This window comes from Mycolicibacterium sp. SMGY-1XX (assembly GCF_059132455.1).
Genome location: NZ_CP101139.1, coordinates 1,509,337 through 1,531,846 on the forward strand (window position 1 = coordinate 1,509,337; position 22,510 = coordinate 1,531,846).

The window sequence follows — 22,510 nt, forward strand, 5'->3', positions numbered from 1 at the left end:
CGAGCGGCGCGCTAACTTTCCAGCCAGCGCATGATGTCGCGCGTCGGCCGGTCCACGATGTCATCGAACTCGTGGTGCTTTTTGACGTAGGCCGACACCAGCGGGCACACCGCGACGATCCGCAGGCCTTCTGCCCGGGTGGCGACCAACGCTTCACGGACCAATACCGTGGCGATACCACGACCGCCGAACTGGTCGTCCACCTCGGTGTGGAAGAAAACCCGCTGCCCGTCGCGGTCACGGAACGCCGCCAGTCCGACTGGCGTTCCCTCCACCGACACCGCGAACCTGTCCTCGGCTTTCGCGATGTCCAGCGGCGCGCCAGTTTTGTCCGTGAGCGTCATCAGCTTTCCTTCCGGCGGGGCGGCTGTCGAGGTTTGAGCCGTGTTGTGGGCAGCGGGGGAGCAGGCAGCCATTCCGGCTCGCCTGCGTAGCCGTGTACCACCCCGAAACGTGCCGACTGCGCTTGCCATTCCTCGCGGAAGGCGGCGATCTCGTCGTGACTGCGGCCCACGAAGTTCCACCACATCAGCAATTCCTCGGTGAAGGGCTCCCCTCCGAGGAGCACCGCCCGCACCGGGGCGTCACCGACGTTGGTAAGCACCAATGACGTATGCCCGGTGCCTTGATATGCCATCTCGCCCACAGCCACCGGATGCCCGGCGACCTCGAGGCTGCCCATGTCGAGCAACAGACCGTGTTCGAAGGCCGGATTGATCTCTGCCGTGAATGAGCCGCCCACCGGCAGGTCGACCTGTGCGCCGAGCAGGGGCGTGAAAGTGGACACCGGCGAGCGTCGACCCGCCAGTTCGCCCAAGAACACCGTCAAGGTGGCGCCGTCACGCGAGACAGGCTCGGGCGCGTAATGATCGAAGCGCCGCTGGGTGTCCCGAGCGTCATCCGGCAACGCGACCCAGAGCTGCACCCCGTGCAGGATCGTGGTGGCAGAGGTAGACACCTCGGAATGGCAGATGCCGGCCCCGGCGGTCATCAGATTCAGTTCACCGGGATGCACCATCGCGTGGACGTCATTGCTGTCCCGATGTTCGATTTCGCCGGCGAACAGCCAGCTCACGGTTTGGAGTCCGGTGTGGGGATGGGGCGGGACGTTCATGCCTGGGCCACCGCGAACATCGTCGGGTCCGTAGTGGTCGGCGAAACACCACGCGCCGATGAGCGACCGCTGCCGCTGCGGCAAGGTCCGGCGCACCCGCATGGCGCGGGGGCCACCCAGCGGCACGTCGCGCGGCTCGAGAATCTCGATCCCGCTGCTGGGTCCGGCTGTGCAATCCATCTCGACGGGAGCCGTGTCGAGATTGCTCATCGGACGTTCACCCGCTGGAGGCTGGCTACCATCGACGACACAGGTCGACCCTACCCGCGCGCGAGCGGGCCAACTCGAAGGCGGGCGATGGACACCAAGCATGTGTTGATCGACAAAGCGGCGCCGGATGCTTACCGGGCAGCCGTTGGGGTCGCGACGGCAGTGAGCGCCGCAGCCAAAGACAACGGGCTACCCCGCACACTCGTGGAATTGATCAATGTCCGGGTGTCGCAGATCAACGGCTGCGCCACCTGCCTGGACGTCCATGTCCGTAAAGCCGCGGCCGCCGGTGTGAGCTCCCGGCAACTGGCCACGCTGTCACAGTGGCGCGACACCGAACTGTTCGACGCCCGGGAACAGGCCGCTTTGCGGCTGGCCGAAATCACCACGACGCTGCCCGATCATGACACTGCCGAACGTGAATATGGCCGTGCCCGTGCGGTTTTGACCGATGGGGAAGTGTCAGCGGTGGTCTGGGTGGCCATCGCCATCAACGCGTTCAACCGGGTGTCGATTCTGAGTCGACACCCGGTCAAACCATAGTCAGAGGCGGTTGGTCACCAGCTGCCGATAGGTGCGCCTGAACGGAACGTTCCTTTACTGGACAGATTGAACGGAGCGGCCTTGGTGCCCGGCACAGCTTTCACGCTGTCTCTCACCTCGCCTTGTGCGTGAATCACCCCGTCGTCCGCGGTCCGTGTATCGCCGAGTCCGCCGCGTGCCTCCCCTTGAGCCGTGCGGCGCAGAGCGTTCTGGTCAATGACTGTTGCTTGGCGACTCGTCACATTCGGCCGCGGCGCTGTCTCTCTGATTTCTGCACTAGCTGAGGCACTAGAGAGGCTCATGAAACCTGTTGCAATCACCAGCGAGCCGATCCCAAGAATTCCCAACTGTCTGGCCTTCTGGGCCATCCCCCCAGATTTCTCGCTCACCGGCATAACCCCTTCGTCACATCGGACCACTGTTTGGTCCCCCATTACATCGCGCAGGAGTGCCGAACGTTACCAGTTAAATTCTTCTTCCGGCGTCCCGAGGAGTCATCTTCGCCTCATCGCATCCTCGAAAAGCGTTGGAGGTGAGCTAGATTCAAGAGGTTAAGAATTCTCGATGGTTTTCATTCTGTTCGGCTTGCGCTCAGTAGCCTTCGGGCCAATATCAGCAAAGCCACGCAGCACGCTTGCCACCCCGACCGTCCAACGGCGGTCCACCGACTCCTGGGTCGCCCCCAGCCAGCGGCCGCCTTCTTGTACGGCCAGTCCTTGCGCCAACGCCAACAGGACGTGGGCGATGTCGACCGGGCTGCCGTGCAGGTGCCCGACGTCGACGCACCGTTGCACCTTGCGGATCAGGATGTCTCGCACACTGGGTGAGGCGGCGAGCTCGGCGGGTCCGGGGTCGAAATCCTGGAAGGGGCGCGAGAACATGACCCGGGCCAGTGCCGGGTAGTTCAGGCAGAACCGGCGGAACACCGGGATCAGGTGTTTCAGATCGGCGACCGGGTCGGCGGTCTCGGGGACTGCGGCCATCGCCCGTCCCAGTCGCCGGAACCCCTCGAAGTACACCTCGCGGACCAAACCCGCCTTGTCGGTGAACAGTTCATAGACCGCCGGCACCGACGTGCCCGCGCGTTCGGCGACCCGGCGGGTGGTCAGCCCCGAGACGCCGTCTTCACTCAGCACCTCCACGGCCACCGACAGCACGCGCTCGCGTAACTCCGGGGTCCGTTGCTTGGCCCGCGGCACGGCTACTTGATTCCGAACTCGGCCTTCATGTTGTCGATACCCGCGCGGATCCCCTCAAGCGCCTCTGCGCGGGCCCGCAGTTTCGATGCCGCGTGCGCGCCGCGGTGCAGTTTGGCGAACTCGCGCGCGGATTCCTCGGCGCGCTCCAAGACCGCCTCCGGCAGCGCGATCTCATCGATCCAGCCCGCTGCCAGCGCCGCTTCGCCGAAGTACACCTTCGCCAGGCCCGCCGACTGCTGATAGGCGGCCCGGGTCAGGCGCAGCCTCATCACCTCCAGCGCGGCGTATGGCAGCACCATGCCGATGGCAACTTCGTTGGCTTGGATGTTGTACCCGGGGGCGGCGATGCGGTGATCGCCGCTGGCCAGCAGGAAGGCGCCCATCGCGATGGCGTGGCCGGTGCAGGCCATCACCACCGGGCGGGGAAACGACAGGAGTCGGTGCGACAGCTCGAAGCCGCCCTGCAGCATGGCCACAGATGCGTCGACATCCCCGGACTGAAACACCTTCAGGTCGAATCCGCCGCTGAACACCTTCTGGTTTCCGGCGATCACCACCGCGCCGACGTCATCGCGTTCGGCATTGTCCAGTGCGTCGTTGATGGCTTGCTGCATGCCCAACCCGAGGACGTTGGCTTTGCCGTCGTCGAGGGTGATTACCGCGATGGACTCGTCGTGCCGATAGATGACCGCGCCGCTCATGACTGCTCCTCCGCATGCCGATGACGTTTCGAAGCGACGTTACGTAACAGCGTTCCGAAACGTCAAGGAATGTCAGCCGCCCATCAAAGTGCGCCACTGATCCAGGCTGGAGGCGCGATACACGTAGTTGTTGCGTTTGACGCTTTCCAGTGGCGCGCTGGGCTCCTCCGAGTACCAGTGGCCCGGGAAAACCACAGGGTCGCCGCTGAGGGTGGCCAGCTGCTGGAGGCTCCGGAACATGTCGTCGACGTTGCCGCCCGGGAAGTCGGTACGTCCGCACCCGTCCAGGAACAGGGTGTCGCCCGCGACCAGGCGACCATCAAGGAGGAAGCACTGGCTGCCCGGGGTGTGGCCGGGGGTGTGCAGCAGTTCGATCTCCACGGCGCCCACATGCACCTTGTCGCCGTGTTCGTGGGCCGTCAGGTCGCCCAACGGGATCTCGGTGATGCGTGAAACCCACTGCGCCTCATGGGTGTTGACGTGAACCGGGGTGTTCTGCCGTTCCAGCAGTTCGGCCAGGCCTTTGAGCGTGAAACCCATCATCGTTCCGCCAACGTGGTCGGGGTGGTGATGAGTTACCAGCACACCCGAAAGCGTCATGCCGTCCGCCTCGAGGATGTCGAGCAGGTCGTTGGCGGCGTACGCCGGGTCGACGACGACGCAATCCTTGGTCTCTTTGTCGCCGATCAGATAGGAGAAGTTGCGCATCTGGGTGGCGATCATGTCGCCGGCGGCGAAGTCCCGCCCGGAGAGGAGCTGGCGAAAGTAGAGGCGGTCATCTGCGCTGGAAGCCATTCGGCCAGCGTAGAAGGCTCTCTACGACTCGTTATCGCAGGTCTAAAAACCGCACGTCATGGGGTGTTTAACGGCACAGCCTGAAAAGTCGCATCTACGATGCGCAATTAGTAGCGTCGCCAGCATGCAACTCACCCGATTCACCGACCTGGGGTTGCGGGCCATGATGTTGCTGGCCGCGGGCGAGACCAGCGAGCAGCGGGTCACCACCCGCCACATTGCCGCCGGTGCCGGCGCTTCGGAGAACCACATCGCCAAAGCCGTTTCCCGGCTGGTGGACCTGGGGTTGGTGCACGCCCGGCGGGGGAGGGTGGGCGGTCTGTCGCTCACCGACGCCGGCCGGGCCGCGTCCATCGGGTGGCTGGTGCGCGAGCTGGAAGGCGATCGCGAGGTCATCGACTGCGAGGGCGCCGCACTCTGCCCGCTGATCGCCGGGTGCCGGCTGCGCCGCGCGCTCGCCGACGCCAAGAACGCCTTCTACGCCGAACTCGACCGCTACACCGTCACAGACCTGGTGCGCACTCCAGCGCTCCAACTCTTGAGCCTCACCCCGATGGAAAGGAATCCACGATGACCGCCTCCACCCGCGAGGAACTCCAGCCGCAGTACGCCGAAACCATCACGGCCACATTGCCGTTGGTGGGTGCGCACATCGACGAGATCACAACAGAGTTCTATCGTCGGATGTTCGAGGCGCACCCGGAGTTGTTGCGCAATCTGTTCAACCGCGGCAATCAGGCCCAGGGTGCGCAGCAGCGGGCGCTGGCCGCATCAATCGCCACCTTCGCCGCCCATCTGGTGGATCCCAGCCTGCCGCATCCGGCCGATCTGCTGTCCCGGATCGGGCACAAGCACGCGTCGCTGGGTATCACCGCCGATCAGTACTCGATCGTCCACGAGCATCTCTTCGCCGCCATCGTCGAGGTGCTGGGCGCGGACACGGTGACCGCGGAGGTGGCCGCGGCCTGGGATCGGGTGTTCTGGATCATGGCGGACACGTTGATCGCCCTGGAACGCGATCTCTACGCCGCCGCGGGAGTGCAGCCCGGTGATGTGTACCGGCGGATGCGGGTGACCGGGCGAGTCGATGACCCTTCCGGGGCGGTACTGGTCACCGTCGCCGGCGCCGACCAGTTCAAAACCCTTCCCGGGCAATATGTCTCGGTGGGCGTCACGCTGCCCGACGGTGCGCGGCAGCTACGCCAGTACAGCCTGGTGAACGCCGATGGCGGCGAACTGACCTTCGCGGTCAAGCCGGCCGGTGAGGTCTCGGAGTGGATCCAGGCCAACCTGCGTGTCGGGGACCTGCTGGATGTCACCGTGCCGTTCGGGGACCTGCCCACCCCTCGCCGGGGGGTACCGCTGGTGTTGATCTCGGCGGGTATCGGCGTGACGCCGATGATCGGCCTGCTGGAGTACCTCGCCGCTGAACAATCCGAGACGCGGGTGCAGGTGCTGCACGCCGACCGGGGCGACGGCGCTCATCCGCTGCGGGAGAGGCAGCGCGAACTCGTTGATGCCCTGCCGAATGCCACCCTCGACGTTTGGTACGAGGACGGGGTGACCGCGGGGGAGCCCAACGTCCACGCGGGCCGCATGGTGCTCGACGGAATCGACCTGCCCGAGGACGCGCACGTCTATCTGTGCGGGGCGGACGGCTTCGTCCAGGCGGTGCGTCCCCAACTGGTGGACCGGGGCCTGCCGGCCGAGCGGGTGCACTGCGAGCTGTTCTCGCCCAATGACTGGCTGCTGGGGTAGCCCGCCACCGAAGCCCGAATGGTCATTTTGTCGCCAAGCCGCTGGTGTTGACCAGCGGTTTGGCGTCTAAATGCCCCAGGCTGTACCCTCTTTAAGGCCCGAGCAACAGCGTGCGCTGCTGCAGAGGGTGCAGGCCCCCTTAGCTCAGTCGGTAGAGCGTTTCCATGGTAAGGAAAAGGTCAACGGTTCGATTCCGTTAGGGGGCTCGGTAGCGCGGCGGCGGCGCCGCCCGTGCCTATCGGGGCGGTGTAGCTCAGCTGGTTAGAGCGCACGACTCATAATCGTGAGGTCGGGAGATCGAGCCTCCCCACCGCTACAAGACAGACAAGACGTGTTGGAAAAGGACGAATCGTGGCCTCGAGTACTGACGTTCGGCCGAAGATCACTTTGGCGTGCGAGGTGTGCAAGCACCGCAACTACATCACCAAGAAGAACCGCCGCAACGACCCCGATCGGCTGGAGCTGAAGAAGTTCTGCCCGAACTGTGGCAAGCATCAGGGTCACCGCGAATCGCGCTGATTCCCTAACGGGTCGACCGGGTGGTCGGCCCGTTAACTGTTGTTGAGTCGATCTAGGTAGGTTCAACCCGTGCCGTTGTCCGGAAACCTGGTCGGGATGCATTACCGCTACCCCGACCATTACGAGGTGGAGCGCGAGAAGATTCGCGAGTACGCCGTCGCAGTGAAGAACGACGATCCCCTGTTCTTCGAGGAGAGTGCCGCCGCGGAGCTCGGGTACAGCAGCCTGGTGGCGCCGCTGACTTTCGTCTCCGTCTTCGGATACACCTCGCAGTTGGCTTTCTTCAAGGATGCTGAGATCGGCATCTCCGATCGGCAGATCGTCCAGGTGGACCAGGAGTTCAAATTCCTGAAGCCGATCCAGGTGGGCGACAAGCTCTACAGCGATGTGTACGTGCATTCGGTCCGGCAGGCTCACGGCACCGACATCATCGTCACCAAGGTTCTGATCTCGAATCAGGACGGCGAGTTAGTTCAGGAGTCCTACACCACCCTTGCGGGGCGTAGCGAAGAAAACGGAGAGAGTGGCTTCAACGATGGCTCTGCGTGAGTTCAGTTCGGTCAAGGTCGGCGACGTGCTGCCGGAGAAGGTCATTCCGCTGACCCGGCAGGACCTGGTGAATTACGCCGGCGTCTCCGGCGATCTGAACCCCATCCACTGGGATGACGAAATCGCGCAGCTGGTGGGCCTGGACGTGGCGATCGCGCACGGCATGCTCACCATGGGCCTCGGTGGCGGGTTCGTCTCTTCCTGGGTGGGTGACCCCGGCGCGGTCACCGAGTACAACGTGCGCTTCACCGCAGTGGTGCCGGTGCCCAACGACGGCAAGGGCGCCGAGCTGGTGTTCAGCGGCCGGGTCAAGTCCGTCGACCCCGAAGACAAGTTGGTCACCATCGCGCTCACCGCGACCACCGGTGGCAAGAAGATCTTCGGGCGCGCGGTGGCGAAAGCGAAGCTGGCATAACGGATGGCCATCAAAACTGACATCCTCGGGATGGTCCACAAGTACGACGATCACTTCGTCGTGGGCCGGGAGAAGGTCCGTGAGTTCGCCCGGGCGGTCAAAAACGACGATGCGGCGTTCTACGACGAGGATGCAGCCGCCGCGCTGGGCCATGACAGCCTGCTGGCGCCCTTGACCTTCGTCTCGACCGTCGCGCTGCTGGTGCAGCAGGACTTCTTCCGCAAGGTCGACACCGGCTTCGAGACCATGCAGATCGTCCAGGTGGATCAGCAGTTCCTGTACCACAAGCCGATCAAAGTGGGCGACAAGCTCTTTCCCGTGATGGAAGTGATCTCGGTGACCGAGCGTTTCGGCGCCGATATCGTCGTCACCCGGAACACCCTGTTCGACGAACACGGCGAGACGATCCTGGAAGCCTTCACCACCTTGATGGGCCAGCAGGGTGAAGCGTCCGCGAAGATCAAGTTCGACATCGCCACTGGTCAAGTCACCCGAGTCGCGGATTAGTAGATAGCCATTACCCCGTTGTACACTCGGACCTCGGGATATCTCCTGTAACCAAGCGCGCTGTCCGGCGGTTTGACCGACTCGGGTAGCGCGCGAGTTATGTGGAGCCCCACCTTTGAGGGTTGGAATCCAACCCGCGAAGGGGCGTAGCTCAACTGGCAGAGCAGCGGTCTCCAAAACCGCAGGTTGCAGGTTCAAGTCCTGTCGCCCCTGCTCAACTGAATAATCGAGATGGTGGACACTGGAACCCGAGCTGTTCGACACGGGAACCAGGGCCCTCCCAGACAGGGACCACGAAGGAGCATGCGGTGAGCGACGAGCGCGACAACGCCGACGCAGCCGACGGCACCACGGACCAGAACACCGGTGACCAGGGCGGCCAAGCGGTGGCGACGGGCACGGTGACCCCGCAGCGTCCAACCGGCAAGCGTTCGCGTCAGCGGGCGCTGGCCGGCGATACCGCTGACGCCGAGCCGTCGACCGAGGTCGACACCGACGCCAGCACCAATGGATCCGGCAAGGCGCCCAAGGCGAAGACGAAAAAGGACGCGGCCGACGGCCCGTCCCGGAATCCGTTCCTCTTTGTCCTCACCTACCTCAAGCAGGTGGTGGCGGAGCTGCGCAAGGTCATCTGGCCGAACCGCAAGCAGATGGTCACCTACACCTCCGTGGTACTGGTGTTCCTGGCCTTCATGGTGGCGCTGATCAGCGGGGTGGACCTGGGTCTGGGCAAGCTGATTTCGCTGGTATTCGGCTAGCGGAGTTGCACCATGACGGTCACCGTCACCGGAACTGCTGAACTGTAAGAGAGGACTGACAACCGTGACTAGCTTCGAGGGCGACCAGCCCGCAGCTGAGTCGGGCGAGTCGACGACCACCGACGCCGCTGACTCGGCGACGCCGGCCGACGACACCGCCGGCGCGGTCGAGGCCACCGAGGACGCCGCGCCCGAGGGTGCGGCAGACGCCGTCGAGGCCCCCGAGGTGGACGAGGATGAAGATCCGGCCGTCACCCTGAAGAGGGAGCTGCGCAGCAAGCCCGGTGACTGGTACGTCATCCACTCTTACGCCGGCTACGAGAACAAGGTGAAAGCCAACCTCGAAACCCGCGTGCAGAACCTCGACGTCGGCGACTACATCTTCCAGGTCGAGGTGCCCACCGAAGAGGTCACCGAGATCAAGAACGGCCAGCGCAAGCAGGTCAACCGCAAGGTGCTGCCCGGCTACATCCTGGTGCGGATGGACCTGACCGACGACTCCTGGTCTGCGGTGCGTAACACCCCGGGTGTCACCGGCTTCGTGGGCGCGACGTCGCGCCCGACGGCCCTGTCGCTCAACGACGTGGTGAAGTTCCTGCTGCCGCAGGGCCAGCCGAAGAAGCCGGCCAAGGCCACCAGCGGTGCCGCCGCCGCGGCCTCCACCGAAGCCACGCTCGAGCGCCCGGTCATCGAGGTCGATTACGAGGTCGGCGAATCGGTCACCGTCATGGACGGTCCGTTCGCCACGCTGCCCGCGTCGATCAGCGAGGTCAACGCCGAGCAGCAGAAGCTCAAGGTGCTGGTGTCCATCTTCGGCCGCGAGACACCCGTGGAACTGACCTTCACCCAGGTCGCCAAGATCTAAAGACAAGAAAAGAAAAGGAACACCCAGCATGCCCCCGAAGAAGAAGGTCACCGGGCTGATCAAGCTCCAGATCCAGGCTGGTCAGGCCAACCCTGCCCCGCCTGTGGGTCCCGCGCTCGGTCAGCACGGCGTCAACATCATGGAGTTCTGCAAGGCGTACAACGCCGCGACCGAGTCGCAGCGCGGCAATGTCATCCCTGTGGAGATCACCGTCTACGAGGACCGCAGCTTCACGTTCGCCCTGAAGACCCCGCCTGCTGCCAAGCTGCTGCTCAAGGCTGCCGGCGTGCCCAAGGGATCCGGCGAGCCGCACAAGACCAAGGTCGCCAAGGTCACCTGGGATCAGGTGCGTGAGATCGCCGAGACCAAGAAGGAAGATCTCAACGCCAACGACATCGACCAGGCCGCCAAGATCATCGCCGGCACCGCCCGGTCCATGGGCATCACGGTCGAGTAGATAGCGCCACCCCATCCGTGGGAGGGCTGGCATCGGCCCGCAAACCACACACTCTGAACTGGAGACATCAATGAGCAAGAACAGCAAAGCATATCGCGAAGCGGCCGAGAAGGTCGACAAGACCAAGCTCTACAGCCCGCTCGAAGCGGCGAAGCTGGCCAAGGAAACCTCGTCGAAGAAGCAGGACGCCACCGTCGAGGTCGCGATCCGCCTCGGTGTGGATCCCCGCAAGGCCGACCAGATGGTCCGTGGCACCGTGAACCTGCCCAACGGCACCGGCAAGACCGCCCGCGTCGCGGTGTTCGCCGTGGGCGACAAGGCCGAGCAGGCCACCGCCGCAGGCGCCGACGTGGTGGGCAGCGACGATCTGATCGAAAAGATCCAGGGCGGCTTCCTGGACTTCGACGCCGCGATCGCCACCCCCGATCAGATGGCCAAAGTGGGCCGCATCGCCCGCGTGCTCGGCCCCCGTGGCCTGATGCCGAACCCCAAGACCGGCACCGTGACCGCCGACGTGGCCAAGGCCGTGCAGGACATCAAGGGCGGCAAGATCAACTTCCGCGTCGACAAGCAGGCCAACCTGCACTTCGTCATCGGCAAAGCCTCCTTCGACGAGAAGAAGCTGGCCGAGAACTACGGCGCCGCGGTGGACGAGATCCTGCGGGCCAAGCCGTCGTCGTCGAAGGGCCGCTACCTGAAGAAGGTCACCGTCTCGACCACCACCGGCCCCGGCATCCCGGTGGACCCGGCCGTCACGCGCAACTTCACCGAAGAAGCGTAAGAACGCAATCTGCCCACGAGACCCTCGATGCGCTTGTCGCATCGAGGGTCTCGTCGTCTCAGGAGGCGGTGGGATCCAGCGGCACGTTGACGGTTGCCAGCAGTGCTCGGTGGTCGGAGCCGGGGATGAACACCGTCTTGATCGACTCTGCCGCAGCATTTCTGGTGATCACGTGATCGATCGTCAGCAGCGGAGGATGCCATGTGCGGGACGGGAACGTCGGTGCGAAGCCGGCTCCGGTTTGTTCGACGGCATCGCGGTAGCCGTTGCTCATCAGGTCGCGGAACTGACGCTCGTCCGGAGTGCTGTTGAAGTCGCCGGCGACGATGACTGCGCCGGGGTCAGTCGCGACGGCGAAGGCGCCCATCGCCGTCTTCACCGCGCCAACCCCAATACGCCACTGGTCCACGGTGTTTCTCTTGGACGCGACCGGGGAAGTGACGTGCACGCTGGCCACCAGTGGATCGAACCGAACGCCGGGGACATCCACCCGCGCTGCTGCCATGCTGTAATCCCGCGGTTTTCCCGGCGGGACAGCGGTCAGGGGAAAACGGCTGTAGAGTCCGATCCCGCCTGCGCCTGGCCGAGGGGCCAGCACCGTATGCGGGAAGTCTGAAGCAATTCCGGCGCTTTCGAAGTTCTCAACCGCCTTCGGCGTCAGCTCCGACACGGTGATCACGTCGGCGTTCTGCTTGGCAATCGCAACAAATGAGGATGGATCTGCCTGTCCCAAACGCAGATTCGATGACAGCACCCTGACACCGGCCGGGCTATCCGCAACGGGGGAGTTTCCGATGTAGTACCACGGCACTTGGATCGCCAACGCTGCCACGGCGACGCACACGGCGACGACAGACAGAATCACGCGGCGTGACAGCAGCGCTAGCGCAACGCCTGAGAGCGCCACCGCAAGAGAGATGTAAGGTGCGCCGACAGCCACAACGAGTTCGAGCACATTGGTGATCGGCTGCGCCCGGACAAATTGGATGGCAATGGCTGACAGGACTGCGACAACTGCAAGAATCGCCCAGAGAACCCGAGGTCTGCGCATCGAGAGCAGCACATCCTCCCTGTGCGCCAACTACTGCGGACAGGCTACCAGCGGTGGTGCGGGTTGGCTTGGCGTGCACATCGCCATGCGATCACCTACCTAAAGACGCGGGCACGGGATCCACTGGTGGATGGCAGGCTGGAACTTTGGGGTGGAACTGGTTGCGCTGCAACGAGTTCGAGCCACTCAGCTTATTTGCGCAGCACTCTCACGATGAAACGGTTCAGGGCCGTGTCCCGGCGATGCCTTGGGCAATCGCACAGTGAACATTCGGTACCTCGCCTGTAATGCTCATGGGCCGAGCGGTCATGGCCGCACATGCATACATCACCCCGCACGGTGACACCTTACGCTGACAGGCTTGTCCAGCAGCAAAATTGACGTCAAGTGTGCAGTTGGGCGTGCCGACTCACCCAGAAGCGGCTCACGGGCGGCACGCGCTGTGTAGTTGGCGCACGGACCGCGGATCGAATTTCATTGGCATCGGACCCGCCTAATCCGCGCCGCGGCCCCCATCGGTTCACCTGTGTAAGCGTTGAAGGTCGCAAGTGCGCCGGAGCGGCTGCTCCACTGCCAAATGAGCCGCGCGGGCACCAGTAGTTGCATTGGGTGTACGTCGACACGCGCACAGTGCACTTCTTCAGTACTCAGACAGCCGACAGTAAGCGAGTTTCACAGCACGCCAGTGGGGCGACCAGGGTCGCCACGCGCATGTTGCTGGAAACTGCATAGTGCGTCGACGTCTGGCTCAGGCTGGCAGAAATGAAACCTGTTCCTCGCGCTGGGCTCGACCGCCCCCACAGGCAGGGCCGGTAGGTTTACGCCGATCACCGCAGGACAGCGGCAGGCGGCGGCCACGGATGCGCAACCGCATGTCACCAGAGACCGTCGGGTGGCGTCGTTTTGCTGAAAGTGCCCTGGGGTGCTGGATTCCCCGGCAAACTTCGGTGCGCATGCGTTGGCGGCGTTAGATTTAACCTCCCGGACACGTCGTGAGCAGCCCGTTCGCCTTGACGGGATACGCGGAGCCTGAGATGCTTACAGCAACCTGAGGGTCCGCTCAGGAAACAACCGTGAAAAGAGGGGGGACAATGTCCACCATTGCCGCAAGAATTTCTTCGGCTTCGACCAGGGTCAAGGTCGGCACTGCAGCTGTGGCGGTCGTTGCCGCTGCCACCATCACGCCGGCCATCGCCGAGGCCACGCCGGCCTTCGCGCCTGTCGCGCAGAGCATTGGCAGCTCCGTTTCTTCCGAGCTCAGCAGCCTGCCTGTCGTGCCGACCGGTCTGAACGCCGCCGTCGATACTGCAGGTGCCGCCGCTGTTGGTGCCATCAGCGACTTCAACCCGATCCAGTTCATCTGGACCAACATCGTCCAGCCGATCGCCGGATGGTTCTACCAGGTTGGCGAGTTTGTGGTTGGTCTGGCTGCCACGGCTCTCAACGAGTTTGCACGGATCTTCCGTGTTGGCCCCTACGGCACCGCGGGCTAAATAGGAAGCTCAAGCACGACCTTGGTCTGTTGCTGTCTCGAACGGCGCGGCCCGTCAGTCGACGGGTCGCGCCGTTTCGAGTTTGGCGCCGTTGTGGATACGCGGTCTAGCGCGGTCCACACCCAAACACGGGAATCTTTGATTTGAGTATGTTCTCGCGACGTCCGTCCCGCGATGAGTCGGACGGCGGCGATAAAGCTGACCTGTTGACAGATGACGAGAACAGGCGGTCACGTGTGGCACAAGGGTTTCTGACTCCTCGCCGCATCGTGTGGTCAGGCCTGATACTCCTGGTCGTTGTCGTTGCATTCGGCTGTTGGCTGGGTCTTCGCGCTATGGACGCCAAGACCAGCCTGGAACAGGCACGCGGTAACGCACAACAGGCGAAAGATGCTCTGCTACAAGGGGACGCCGAGAGCGCCTCGCGATTCGCGGGTGACGCCCAGTCCCATGCACGGGCTGCGCGCGATGCCACGCACTCGCTCCCGTGGAACATTGCGGCGGCAGTGCCTTGGCTCGGCAGCCCGTTCGAGACCGGCCAACAGATCTCCAACGTTGTCGTGGGTTTAGCAGCGGATGTGCTGCAGCCTTCGGCTGAGGCCGGCGCAGTGCTTGCCCCCGATCAGTTGCTCGCTGACGGCAGGCTGGACGTCATGGCGTTGCGAGACGAGGAACCGAAGCTAACCACGCTGTCCGCGAATGCGAGCCGACTGGATGCGGAGGCTCAGGCCATTACCGATCCCGGTTATATTTCCGTCCTCGGTGACGCGCGGCTGGAATTACAGGAACAGACCTCGGATATCGCTCAATTGTTGGACAACACTGCTCTTGCCGCCCAGCTGGCGCCCTCGTTGATGGGGGCTGACGGCCCGCGCACGTATTTCATGGGATTCCAGACCAATGCGGAAGCGCGTGGTACAGGGGGACTTCTGGGCGGATTCGGCATTCTTCGATTCGAGAATGGGGAGCCAAGCGTCGATACGCTGGGGCCTAACATCGAGCTAGACAAGCAATTCGCGCCGCTAGACCTCGGCCCAGAATATGCCGAGAACTACGGATTCACGAATCCGACTACGGATTACCGCAATAGCAACCAAAGCTCGCATTTCCCCTATGCGGCTCAAATCTGGAAGTCAATGTGGGCTCAGCAAACGGGCATGAACGTCGACGGAGTTATCGCTCTGGACCCCGTGGCTTTGAGCTACATCCTCGAGGCAGTTGGATCTGTTACCATGCCCGACGGTGAAAAGGTCACTAAGGACAATGTTGTCGAACTTACCGAGTCGACCGCGTATATACGTTTTCCTGACGATCAGCTTGCGCGCAAAGAGTACCTTCAGGATATCGCCACCGAGGTAGTCAAGAAGGTCACGGGGCGGCTGGACAAGCCTCGTGAGCTACTCGACGCACTCGGAAAAGGCGTCAGTGAACGGCGTATCGCGGTGTGGAGCGCAGACGCAGCCGACCAAGCCCTTCTTGAGGAAACTCCACTCGCCAACGTGATTCCCGACGATCCTGCACCGTATGCGGAGGTCGTGGTTAATAACCTTGGCGGGAACAAATTGGACTACTACCTTACCCGCGAAATCGAATATGTGGCTGATGGCTGCGATGGCGATACTAGGAATTCGACGGTTACTATCCGGCTGACGAATACAGTGCAGGACGTCCCGTCTCCGGATTATGTATCGGGGAAAGAGGGTTTTCTCCCTGGGGTTCCGCTTAACGTGCCGAAGGGCACCATGTTGACCTCAGTTCGCCTTCTTGTAACCAAGGATGCAAAACTGGTGAGTGCGCTCTCGAATGGTCAGCAGGTACAGGTCTTCCGCACGACCGAGCGCAATCACCCTAGTTTCGAAGTTCAGGTTGCGATTCCGCCCGGAAAGTCAGGAGAACTCACATTCCGGTTATCCGAACCGACATCGTCGGGTTCGCCGCGTGTACCAGTGCAACCGCTCGTCGATAATGTGGTTCCAAAAGTGTCTGTACCGACGTGTCAAGGATGACCAACGTCGAGGAATTTACTGACGGGCATATAAAACCCTCGATGTTTCAGTCGAGGATCTCGGCGGACAGTTCCGAAAATAAAATCAAGGTATACTCTGTCGGATCGCGCTGGTTGCGGTCGGCGGGCGGGGGGCTAGCGAAATCAGTAGTGGAGGGGTGGCGTTGAACCTACAAGAATTTATTAAGACGCTGCGATCTCGGTGGCTCACTATTTGTGTGACGGTAGTGGCCTCAGTTTTAGCTGCAGTGGCATTCACGCTATTGACAACGCCGTTGTATCAAGCGACCACTCGACTCTATGTGTCAAATACGGCCGGGGCATCCGTAGCTGAGATGTATCAGGGAAACCGGCTGTCGCAGGAACGGGTTGCCTCTTATGCAGAGCTCCTCACGGGTGAGACCCTGGCTCAGCGGACTATCGACAAGCTTGGCCTCGACACCAGTGCGGGCACTCTGCAGGGGCGCGTCACAGCGACGGGGAAGCCCGACACGGTGCTGATCGACGTAAAGGTGCTTGATCAGTCGCCGCTCCGGGCACGGGATATCGCTAACACGTTGTCCGACGAGTTCGTTGCGATGGTCCGTGAGTTAGAAACTCCAGAGACGGGCGCACCCCCCAACGCGCGGGTTGTGGTCGAGCAGCGTGCTTCGATCCCGGCAGAGCCCGTCGTACCCAAGACTGCGCGTAATATCGCGTTGGGTTTGGCGCTTGGCGTGGTTCTAGGCGTTGGCCTGGCCGTGGCTCGCGATCTTATCGACAACACGATCAAAGATCGCAAGACCTTGGAGGATGTAACCGGCACAGGAATTGTGGGCAGCATCCCGCTTGATAAGGAACGTCGAAAGCATGCAGCAATCGCTTTTGATAGTGATAATTCCGCAATCGCTGAGGCTTTCCGGAAGCTCCGCACCAACCTTCAATTTCTCGCAGTGGACAATCCTCCGCGCGTCATTGTCGTGACTAGTTCGACTCCGAGCGAGGGTAAATCAACGACGGCAATCAACATCGCATTGGCGCTGGCTGAAGCTGACCACAATGTTGTTCTCGTCGACGGTGATATGCGCCGACCCACAGTGCACAAATATCTCGATTTAGTTCAGCCTGTGGGTTTTAGCACAGTACTGAGCGGCGGTGCCCTGTTGGACGAGGCACTGCAAAAAACGCGCTTCCCGGGACTTACCGTCCTCACTTCGGGCACCATCCCGCCCAACCCGAGCGAATTGCTGGGATCACTTGCGGCAAAAAAGTTGTTGAACGAACTGCGTGCGCAATTCGATTACGTCATTGTCGACTCGACACCACTGCTTGCAGTAACGGACGCCGCCATTCTCGCCGCAGGTGCCGACGGCGTCTTGATCATGGCCCGCTACGGACAGACGAAGCGGGAACAATTGAGCCATGCGGTCGGGAACCTGTCCGATGTAGGCGCGACGTTACTCGGCGCCGTACACACTATGACTCCACTGCGGGGGGGCGCCTCGTATAGCTACGGGTATAGCTACTACGGAGAGGACGGACCACGACGGGAAACACGGAGTAAGTCAGTTGGCGAATCGGCAACAGCGACCTCACACGAATCTGTAGAAGCGGAAGTAGAAGCGACGGGCGCCAAGCCAGAAGTGGTTCGACGGACTGAGTGAGCTTGCTCAATCAAACGACGATCGGGGGATAAAGATTGCTTTTTCAGAAGAGGAGCCCACAGAAGCAAGCGGGTGAAGCTCCGGTCCCAGACAGAGTCGACAGGATTGTGGTGCAGCAGTTCGATCCTGCCCGCCCTTTCCCGGGTGGAATCGATACCTGTCTCAGGGGAATTGTGCGTTATCTTCCGCCGGGTGCACAGTTCGCTTTCGTTGGAGTCGACGCGGGCGGCGACGTTCCGGGTCGTCGGCTGGGGCAATGGGAAGTTCATAATCGAGGCGGCGGAAACATCTATTTTCTTCCGGTAGCCCGGTTCGATCCTGGTGACCAGAAAAGAAAACTGCCGCATTCGGTACGCTTGGTTCTGGGGACGATTCGGTATCGCAACAGGTTGCCTAGGTCGGAGTGGTTCCAGGCTCATCGTGTGGACACCGCATGGTCGTTGCGTCGAATTCTTGGTAAGCGCACTGCATACTTTGTTCACACACAAGAGGACGGACTCACGGGCCAGACGTCCGATTCCTTCTGGAGAGCAGCACCCGGCATCCATAAACGTCTTGAACGCGGTGTTGTGAAAGATGCTGCACAAGTAGTTGTATTTAACGAGGCGTACGCTGACGTTGTTCGAGAGTGGAATCCGCAAACGCAAGCCTCGCCGACCTGGTTCGACCCGGATCTGATTAAGCCGGCCGATCCGCCCGATCGGGACAAGCACTCATTGATTTGGGTTGGTCGTTTAGAGGTACCGAAAGACCCTCTGTTGGCGGTGAGTGCCTTTAGGGCTCTTGCCGAGGCTGATACCGATATCCCATGGCGATTGAACATTCTGGGTTCCGGCACACTCGAGCGCGAACTTCAGGACTATGTGGCGCGTCTGCCGCTAGAAATTGGCAAACGAGTGACCCTACATGGACGAACCGCGCCGAGCAGGGTAGGCGAACTCATGGCGAGTTCGGGCGTATTTGTAATGACGTCGCACGCCGGATATGAAGGCTACCCGCGAGTACTTGTGGAGGCGCTAGCTTCGGGTCTGCCGGCCGTGGTCACCGATGGATCAGACACAGGAGCTCTTGTAGCGAACTCGCAGAACGGGTTTGTCACCACGCGCGACCCCGAAGAGATCGCGCAGAAAGTTCGCGAGGCGGTTGGACTTCGTCGGGAAGCGGCCAGGACTAGCGTCTCGCATCTGAGTGCACCTGCGGTGATCAATGCGATCTACGCCTCGGGAGACCGCTAGTCAACGCGAAAGCCCTTGTTTGACATCAGGATCCACAGCTGTAAATCACCACTCAGTACCCGGCATCAGAGGCTTGGTCTATATACCGAAGAGGGATGATTGACGTGATAACACACATTAATCGCGCGCATCTGGCATTCGTATGCTGGACAGTTTCGCGCATGGCTTCGGTGTCGACGCCATGAAATGCTTAGTTACCGGTGCTGCCGGCTTCGTCGGCAGCACCCTTAGCGCCCAGCTGCTAGCGGATGGCCATGACGTCGTAGGAATTGATTGCTTTACTGACTACTACGAGGTGTCGATAAAGCGTCGAAATACTGCGAGTTTAATCGAAGACAATCGGTTCACCCTCGTTGAAGCGGACCTTAATTCTGTAGACATCAATGCTCTCTTGACGGACGTTGAGGTTATCTTCCATCAGGCTGGCCAACCAGGTGTGAGGAAGTCTTGGGGAACCGAATTCTCCACCTATATCGACGCGAACATACGTGCGACGCAACGGCTGTTAGAGGCGTCCAAGAGCTCGAAGTCGCTGCGTCGGCTTGTCTATGCTTCGTCGTCATCGATATACGGCAACGCAGAGCGCTATCCAACAACGGAGTCTGATGTACCACAACCGGTAAGCCCATACGGCGTGACCAAGCTTGCCGCGGAGCACTTATGCACATTGTATGCCGAGAATTTTGGTGTGCCCACGGTGTCGCTGAGGTATTTCACAGTATACGGACCGAGGCAGCGAACGGACATGGCTTTTACCCGGTTTGTACGTGCCGCTGTCCGAGGTGAGTCAATTCATATATTCGGGGACGGCACTCAGCTCCGTGATTTCACCTACATCGACGACGTAGTTGCGGCCAATATTCTTAGCGCGACGCGGGACGTTGCACCTGGACAGATTTACAATGTTGCAGGTGGCGGCACCACTTCAATCCGAGAAGTTCTCGACTTGCTGCGCGGATTTGCCGGTGATTTGCAAATCAAATATCAGGATCGTGTTGCCGGTGACGTCTTTCAAACTGGTGGCAGTACCGACAGGATCAAGCAAGAGCTGGGCTGGGCCGCAAAAGTGCCCGTCCACGAAGGTCTGTACAACCAGTACCTGTGGGGCAAGGTCGAGTTCGGCGCCTAACGTGAATCAACGCCGATACCTGCTAGGGCCGAGGTCCTATGTTTGACGACCTCTTTACTGCAGTGTCTGTCGCCCTGATCTGTGCATCGGCGGGCTTATTAAGTCTTGCGGTACTGCCCAGGGTCGTTCTACTCGCACTGTTGATACTCATTCGTAGCGTCGCTGACGTTGGAGGGTCCAGCATCAGCGGATCTCTTCTTCCGAGCGCGGCCATTTCAGCTGCGGTGGCGGTTGGGGCGATATTCGCGGTAGCGATCCCGACCGATAGCCGCACAAGCAGTAGGTTTAGGTTCGCGGCTGCCGTGCTCATCACAGCCTTTACTTTGTGGACCTGTCTTGCTGTATACAATTTCGGAGTAGAGTTAGTCTTTGTACTCGAGATTGTGCGTTTGCTATCTATTGTTGCCATTCTTCTGCTTGCGTATCGTGTTGGAGTCGATGCGACCGCTAACTTTCCCCTCTGCATTAACGCCGTAGTGGGTATACCAGCGGTGTTACTGATTCTCGGGTACGCCGCTAACTGGCTGCCCAGCTTAAACCCCGCGGGTCGTGCGGTAGGTACTTTCAATCACGCGAACGCGGCGGGCGCCTACTTCGCGGTCGGGGTTATCGCTTGCTTGTGGGCGTTCGCACAAGCGCAGCGACGGAGTTCGCTCTTTGTCGCGTTTCTAGCGCTTACGGCGCTTCTGCTCACGCAGAGCTTGGGCGCTCTCGGCGCGACGGCTGCGGGGGCCGTCGTTCTCTTCTCCCTGAATGCAAAATTATCAGTGGAGCGCAGGTTCGCTTTGATCTTTCTCGGAGTCGGCCTGATTGTCGCGCTATTCTTTTCAATCGGCGCCTCGGCGCGCTTAGCTGAGTTCCAAGGAGTCGACTATTTCGACGCTGAGAGTGACAACAGCCTCGACTGGCGCCTTCTCAACTGGCAGGTGCTTCTTCAGATCTGGTGGGAGCGAGCGCCGTTAGAAGGGCTGGGGCTGGGTTCTACTGTGTATCGATATGAGGCAATCAATCCGATGGGTCAACTGCCCCATAGTATTCCGGTTCAGCTGTTGGTTGAAACCGGTTTGATCGGTGTCTCGATAGCAGCTGTGCTTACTGTTCTGACGTTCGGCGCGATTCGACGGCGTTATAAGGTAGACCCACAATCGGCTGCTGCGCTCGCAGCGGTCATCACCACAGTTATGGTGCACGGGCTCGCCGCGAACTGGTTGATTTACGGGGCATCTCAGTACCTCGCCGTCTTTGCAATCGGACTCATGTTGGGGCGTTCGGGTTCCGATTCATCTAAAGGTGTGGGCAGGCAAAACAAATTTCTAGTTCAGGTTGGTGCGGGTCGCTGATGGCAGAGAGAACAGTGGAGATTACGTGTGTAATCCCCACGCATGAACGTCCAGAACTTCTCCAACAATCCGTCGGTTCTGTTATTCAGCAGACCACTACACGACCATACGAACTATTGGTGGTCGACGACGCTCTGGGCCTGGAAACGGAACGAGTGGTCAACGAGGCTGCCCAGAGCTCACCATTCCCAATTCGTTACCTCGGTCGTGATTTTCCTAGGGGCGCATCGGCATCAAGGAATGTCGCGATGACAGCAGCAAGAGGTGACGTCTTCGCTTTCCTAGATGATGACGACTTGTGGGATCCCCGGTTCTTGGAAGTGGCCGTCGAAGCCCTAGAGACGACTGGCGCTGATATGGCCGTAGTGTGGCTAAACGTTCTGGACTTGGATGGCACGATAGAACCATTCAACCGGATGCCGGCAGAGCTACCGCCCGCGGCAGTGGCCGCACGGAATCCTGGCTTCACGGGTTCAAATTTCGTCATTAGGCGTGTGGCCTTCGAGGCCCTCAACGGGTTCGATGTGGCGTTGCCTGTCTCAAATGATAAGGATTTCCTTCTGCGATTCCTCCTGGGGGGGTTCCGCTACACAGTCGTCCCTCAGTACTTAGCCATTCATCGGCGACATCAAGGGCCACAACTCACAGCTGGCGATGAGCGACGGGCGAGGGGGGTGGAGGCCTACCTCCACAAACACAACTCAGTTCTAACATGGAACGGAAAACGGCACCTTCGCGGACGCGTCCATAGGATCCGAATGCGGACGGCTGAGACAAGGCTTGAGCGAACGATGCATGCGGCCGGTTTCGCAGCAAGTTTGTCGGTCACAGACCTCGTATCGAAGTGGCGGCGGCGAGGTGGGCGGTACTCTGACCTGCGATAACGCAGAGCGGCGCGGCTTAAGAATCCGGTAGGTTACTTCGCATGGGGAACTTGAGACCGTAGCTAAGCGCTTCTCTAGGATGGGTCGCCCGAATAGGCGCCGCACCTATCAAACCCTCCAAGTCATGTTAACTGGTTGTCTGGGGTCGAAGGCGCGGCCAGGGATCGCCAGCGCCTCGCGGTCGGTCAGATCGTCGAGATCTGCAACGCCACCGGGTATCCGCGTAGCATTATTGTGCTGCCAAGAATCGGAATTCAGACGCCCTCGCGCCAGCAGCGTGATCGCTTAGGTGTCCCAGCTTGGCGGGGATCAGGCGACGGTTGCGCTCGTCGGTGCCCGTGATTCTGGCCCGGAACTTCGCATCGAGGCATCGGATCTGGTCCTCTGGGAACATGATGCGGTCGCTGCACGAGTCCCAACCCGGCCTAACAGATGTCCGCGCCTACACGTCGATCGTGAATCAACCCAGAGCGCAACGCCTTCGGCGTGAGGAGGGGCTACGAGCCCTACCCGTCCGGTGTCACGGATCCCGCGGCACGTCCAACAGGCCGCTGACAGA

At 61.3% G+C, this 22,510-nt stretch carries 25 protein-coding genes and 3 tRNA genes; 21 read left to right on the plus strand and 7 right to left on the minus strand.

What is annotated here, in order from left to right:
* Window positions 1–11: 11 nt before the first annotated feature.
* Both NL241_RS07460 and NL241_RS07465 read right to left on the minus strand, forming a co-directional pair.
* A complete protein-coding gene (locus NL241_RS07460) occupies window positions 12–344 on the minus strand; it encodes a GNAT family N-acetyltransferase (RefSeq protein WP_494397188.1) in 333 nt (110 codons plus the stop codon).
* Complete coding sequence (locus tag NL241_RS07465; protein WP_494397189.1) at window positions 344–1,324, minus strand: pirin family protein; 981 nt, start codon at window positions 1,322–1,324, stop codon at window positions 344–346. Before NL241_RS07465 ends, NL241_RS07460 begins: the two co-directional genes overlap by 1 nt.
* An 87-nt stretch (window positions 1,325–1,411) precedes the next feature.
* Here NL241_RS07465 and NL241_RS07470 point away from each other — a divergent pair, with 87 nt between their 5' ends.
* Complete coding sequence (locus tag NL241_RS07470; RefSeq protein WP_494397190.1) at window positions 1,412–1,867, plus strand: carboxymuconolactone decarboxylase family protein; 456 nt, start codon at window positions 1,412–1,414, stop codon at window positions 1,865–1,867.
* A 14-nt stretch (window positions 1,868–1,881) separates the two neighbouring features.
* Here the strand turns inward: NL241_RS07470 and NL241_RS07475 are convergent, their stop codons facing one another.
* The 4 genes from NL241_RS07475 to NL241_RS07490 all read right to left on the minus strand — a co-directional run bounded on the left by NL241_RS07475 (window position 1,882) and on the right by NL241_RS07490 (window position 4,562).
* Window positions 1,882–2,256 carry a hypothetical protein gene (locus NL241_RS07475; protein ID WP_494397191.1) on the minus strand — a complete coding sequence of 125 codons (375 nt, stop codon included), beginning with the start codon at window positions 2,254–2,256 and terminating at the stop codon, window positions 1,882–1,884.
* Window positions 2,257–2,418: 162 nt separating this feature from the next.
* Complete coding sequence (locus tag NL241_RS07480; RefSeq protein WP_494397192.1) at window positions 2,419–3,066, minus strand: TetR/AcrR family transcriptional regulator; 648 nt, start codon at window positions 3,064–3,066, stop codon at window positions 2,419–2,421.
* A 2-nt stretch (window positions 3,067–3,068) separates the two neighbouring features.
* Entirely contained in the window at window positions 3,069–3,767 is a 699-nt protein-coding gene (locus NL241_RS07485) for a crotonase/enoyl-CoA hydratase family protein (RefSeq protein WP_494397193.1), read from the minus strand.
* Window positions 3,768–3,839: 72 nt separating this feature from the next.
* Entirely contained in the window at window positions 3,840–4,562 is a 723-nt protein-coding gene (locus NL241_RS07490; protein ID WP_494397194.1) for an MBL fold metallo-hydrolase, read from the minus strand.
* Window positions 4,563–4,686: 124 nt separating this feature from the next.
* Here NL241_RS07490 and NL241_RS07495 point away from each other — a divergent pair, with 124 nt between their 5' ends.
* The 13 genes from NL241_RS07495 to rplA all read left to right on the plus strand — a co-directional run bounded on the left by NL241_RS07495 (window position 4,687) and on the right by rplA (window position 11,171).
* Window positions 4,687–5,136 carry an Rrf2 family transcriptional regulator gene (locus tag NL241_RS07495; RefSeq protein WP_487691501.1) on the plus strand — a complete coding sequence of 150 codons (450 nt, stop codon included), beginning with the start codon at window positions 4,687–4,689 and terminating at the stop codon, window positions 5,134–5,136.
* Window positions 5,133–6,320, plus strand: coding sequence for a globin domain-containing protein (locus NL241_RS07500; RefSeq protein ID WP_494397195.1), 1,188 nt, complete (start codon window positions 5,133–5,135; stop codon window positions 6,318–6,320). Before NL241_RS07495 ends, NL241_RS07500 begins: the two co-directional genes overlap by 4 nt.
* A gap of 133 nt (window positions 6,321–6,453) precedes the next feature.
* Window positions 6,454–6,526, plus strand: a tRNA-Thr gene (locus NL241_RS07505).
* 36 nt (window positions 6,527–6,562) lie between these two features.
* A tRNA-Met gene (locus NL241_RS07510) sits at window positions 6,563–6,636 on the plus strand.
* A 35-nt stretch (window positions 6,637–6,671) separates the two neighbouring features.
* Window positions 6,672–6,839: a 50S ribosomal protein L33 gene (rpmG, locus tag NL241_RS07515; protein WP_068915518.1), complete on the plus strand. Its 168-nt coding sequence runs from the start codon at window positions 6,672–6,674 to the stop codon at window positions 6,837–6,839.
* Window positions 6,840–6,935: 96 nt separating this feature from the next.
* A complete protein-coding gene (gene hadA / locus NL241_RS07520; protein ID WP_487691923.1) occupies window positions 6,936–7,388 on the plus strand; it encodes a (3R)-hydroxyacyl-ACP dehydratase subunit HadA in 453 nt (150 codons plus the stop codon).
* Window positions 7,375–7,803, plus strand: a complete 429-nt coding sequence (gene hadB / locus NL241_RS07525) for a (3R)-hydroxyacyl-ACP dehydratase subunit HadB (protein ID WP_487691499.1) — start codon at window positions 7,375–7,377, stop codon at window positions 7,801–7,803. Before hadA ends, hadB begins: the two co-directional genes overlap by 14 nt.
* Before the next feature lie 3 nt (window positions 7,804–7,806).
* The gene (hadC, locus tag NL241_RS07530) at window positions 7,807–8,310 is read left to right on the plus strand and encodes a (3R)-hydroxyacyl-ACP dehydratase subunit HadC (RefSeq protein ID WP_487691498.1); all 504 of its coding nucleotides are present in this window, start codon (window positions 7,807–7,809) and stop codon (window positions 8,308–8,310) included.
* Between the two features lie 140 nt (window positions 8,311–8,450).
* Window positions 8,451–8,523, plus strand: a tRNA-Trp gene (locus NL241_RS07535).
* A 95-nt stretch (window positions 8,524–8,618) separates the two neighbouring features.
* The gene (gene secE, locus NL241_RS07540; RefSeq protein ID WP_494397196.1) at window positions 8,619–9,068 is read left to right on the plus strand and encodes a preprotein translocase subunit SecE; all 450 of its coding nucleotides are present in this window, start codon (window positions 8,619–8,621) and stop codon (window positions 9,066–9,068) included.
* 64 nt (window positions 9,069–9,132) lie between these two features.
* Entirely contained in the window at window positions 9,133–9,933 is an 801-nt protein-coding gene (gene nusG, locus NL241_RS07545) for a transcription termination/antitermination protein NusG (protein ID WP_487691496.1), read from the plus strand.
* A 28-nt stretch (window positions 9,934–9,961) separates the two neighbouring features.
* Window positions 9,962–10,390 carry a 50S ribosomal protein L11 gene (gene rplK, locus NL241_RS07550; RefSeq protein ID WP_011895939.1) on the plus strand — a complete coding sequence of 143 codons (429 nt, stop codon included), beginning with the start codon at window positions 9,962–9,964 and terminating at the stop codon, window positions 10,388–10,390.
* A 70-nt stretch (window positions 10,391–10,460) separates the two neighbouring features.
* Window positions 10,461–11,171 carry a 50S ribosomal protein L1 gene (gene rplA, locus NL241_RS07555; protein WP_494397197.1) on the plus strand — a complete coding sequence of 237 codons (711 nt, stop codon included), beginning with the start codon at window positions 10,461–10,463 and terminating at the stop codon, window positions 11,169–11,171.
* Between the two features lie 58 nt (window positions 11,172–11,229).
* Here rplA and NL241_RS07560 read toward each other — a convergent pair whose 3' ends face one another.
* Window positions 11,230–12,234 (minus strand): endonuclease/exonuclease/phosphatase family protein, encoded by a 1,005-nt coding sequence (locus tag NL241_RS07560; protein WP_494397198.1) that lies wholly within the window; start codon window positions 12,232–12,234, stop codon window positions 11,230–11,232.
* A 1,079-nt stretch (window positions 12,235–13,313) separates the two neighbouring features.
* Between NL241_RS07560 and NL241_RS07565 the strand changes: the two genes are divergently transcribed.
* From NL241_RS07565 to NL241_RS07595, 7 genes are all read left to right on the plus strand, one after another.
* The gene (locus NL241_RS07565; protein WP_494397199.1) at window positions 13,314–13,715 is read left to right on the plus strand and encodes a hypothetical protein; all 402 of its coding nucleotides are present in this window, start codon (window positions 13,314–13,316) and stop codon (window positions 13,713–13,715) included.
* Between the two features lie 149 nt (window positions 13,716–13,864).
* Window positions 13,865–15,721: a DUF4012 domain-containing protein gene (locus NL241_RS07570; protein WP_494397200.1), complete on the plus strand. Its 1,857-nt coding sequence runs from the start codon at window positions 13,865–13,867 to the stop codon at window positions 15,719–15,721.
* A 163-nt stretch (window positions 15,722–15,884) separates the two neighbouring features.
* Window positions 15,885–17,363, plus strand: coding sequence for a tyrosine-protein kinase domain-containing protein (locus tag NL241_RS07575; protein WP_494398260.1), 1,479 nt, complete (start codon window positions 15,885–15,887; stop codon window positions 17,361–17,363).
* Window positions 17,364–17,785: 422 nt separating this feature from the next.
* A complete protein-coding gene (locus NL241_RS07580; RefSeq protein WP_494397201.1) occupies window positions 17,786–18,598 on the plus strand; it encodes a glycosyltransferase family 4 protein in 813 nt (270 codons plus the stop codon).
* A 142-nt stretch (window positions 18,599–18,740) separates the two neighbouring features.
* Window positions 18,741–19,727 (plus strand): NAD-dependent epimerase/dehydratase family protein, encoded by a 987-nt coding sequence (locus NL241_RS07585; RefSeq protein WP_494397202.1) that lies wholly within the window; start codon window positions 18,741–18,743, stop codon window positions 19,725–19,727.
* A 302-nt stretch (window positions 19,728–20,029) separates the two neighbouring features.
* The gene (locus NL241_RS07590; RefSeq protein ID WP_494397203.1) at window positions 20,030–21,067 is read left to right on the plus strand and encodes an O-antigen ligase family protein; all 1,038 of its coding nucleotides are present in this window, start codon (window positions 20,030–20,032) and stop codon (window positions 21,065–21,067) included.
* Window positions 21,067–21,951 (plus strand): glycosyltransferase family 2 protein, encoded by an 885-nt coding sequence (locus NL241_RS07595; RefSeq protein ID WP_494397204.1) that lies wholly within the window; start codon window positions 21,067–21,069, stop codon window positions 21,949–21,951. The genes NL241_RS07590 and NL241_RS07595 overlap by 1 nt, the downstream gene beginning before the upstream one ends.
* Window positions 21,952–22,510 lie beyond the last annotated feature (559 nt).

Coding starts and splice junctions, on each gene's coding strand:
- rplA (WP_494397197.1), top strand. CDS start 10,461: ATGAGCAAGAACAGCAAAGCATATCGCGAAGCGGCCGAGAAGGTCGAC.
- NL241_RS07595 (WP_494397204.1), top strand. CDS start 21,067: ATGGCAGAGAGAACAGTGGAGATTACGTGTGTAATCCCCACGCATGAA.
- NL241_RS07490 (WP_494397194.1), bottom strand. CDS start 4,562: ATGGCTTCCAGCGCAGATGACCGCCTCTACTTTCGCCAGCTCCTCTCC.
- NL241_RS07500 (WP_494397195.1), top strand. CDS start 5,133: ATGACCGCCTCCACCCGCGAGGAACTCCAGCCGCAGTACGCCGAAACC.
- hadA (WP_487691923.1), top strand. CDS start 6,936: ATGCATTACCGCTACCCCGACCATTACGAGGTGGAGCGCGAGAAGATT.
- NL241_RS07585 (WP_494397202.1), top strand. CDS start 18,741: ATGCTGGACAGTTTCGCGCATGGCTTCGGTGTCGACGCCATGAAATGC.
- NL241_RS07470 (WP_494397190.1), top strand. CDS start 1,412: ATGGACACCAAGCATGTGTTGATCGACAAAGCGGCGCCGGATGCTTAC.
- NL241_RS07465 (WP_494397189.1), bottom strand. CDS start 1,324: ATGAGCAATCTCGACACGGCTCCCGTCGAGATGGATTGCACAGCCGGA.
- rplK (WP_011895939.1), top strand. CDS start 9,962: ATGCCCCCGAAGAAGAAGGTCACCGGGCTGATCAAGCTCCAGATCCAG.
- hadB (WP_487691499.1), top strand. CDS start 7,375: ATGGCTCTGCGTGAGTTCAGTTCGGTCAAGGTCGGCGACGTGCTGCCG.
- NL241_RS07485 (WP_494397193.1), bottom strand. CDS start 3,767: ATGAGCGGCGCGGTCATCTATCGGCACGACGAGTCCATCGCGGTAATC.
- NL241_RS07565 (WP_494397199.1), top strand. CDS start 13,314: ATGTCCACCATTGCCGCAAGAATTTCTTCGGCTTCGACCAGGGTCAAG.
- NL241_RS07460 (WP_494397188.1), bottom strand. CDS start 344: ATGACGCTCACGGACAAAACTGGCGCGCCGCTGGACATCGCGAAAGCC.
- NL241_RS07495 (WP_487691501.1), top strand. CDS start 4,687: ATGCAACTCACCCGATTCACCGACCTGGGGTTGCGGGCCATGATGTTG.
- hadC (WP_487691498.1), top strand. CDS start 7,807: ATGGCCATCAAAACTGACATCCTCGGGATGGTCCACAAGTACGACGAT.
- NL241_RS07570 (WP_494397200.1), top strand. CDS start 13,865: ATGTTCTCGCGACGTCCGTCCCGCGATGAGTCGGACGGCGGCGATAAA.